Source organism: Actinobacillus minor NM305 (assembly GCF_000175195.1).
Classification (GTDB): domain Bacteria; phylum Pseudomonadota; class Gammaproteobacteria; order Enterobacterales; family Pasteurellaceae; genus Haemophilus_A; species Haemophilus_A minor.
Genome location: NZ_ACQL01000188.1, coordinates 1 through 240 on the forward strand (window position 1 = coordinate 1; position 240 = coordinate 240).

Consider the following 240-nt stretch of genomic DNA (forward strand, 5'->3'; position numbering starts at 1 on the left):
CATAAACGGTAATACCATTTACTTCGCCTTTAATTTCTAAGCGGCGGTTTGCATTGATAAAGCTGTTTAACGCTTGGCAAGCCCCAGCAATTTCAACACCTGCGTGATGTGCGGCAGCAATCGCCATCAATGCATTATGCATATTATGGTTACCGATAATATTCCATTTTACTTCGCCGGCTTTGTTCCCTTGATGATAGACTTCAAAGTGCGAACAATCTGTTGAAATTGGTTTCGCAA

1 pseudogene is annotated in these 240 nt (G+C 41.7%); it reads right to left on the reverse strand.

Annotation, left to right across the window (positions count from 1 at the left end):
* Positions 1–240, reverse strand: a pseudogene (locus tag AM305_RS11595) (UDP-N-acetylmuramate:L-alanyl-gamma-D-glutamyl-meso-diaminopimelate ligase); the annotation flags it as partial.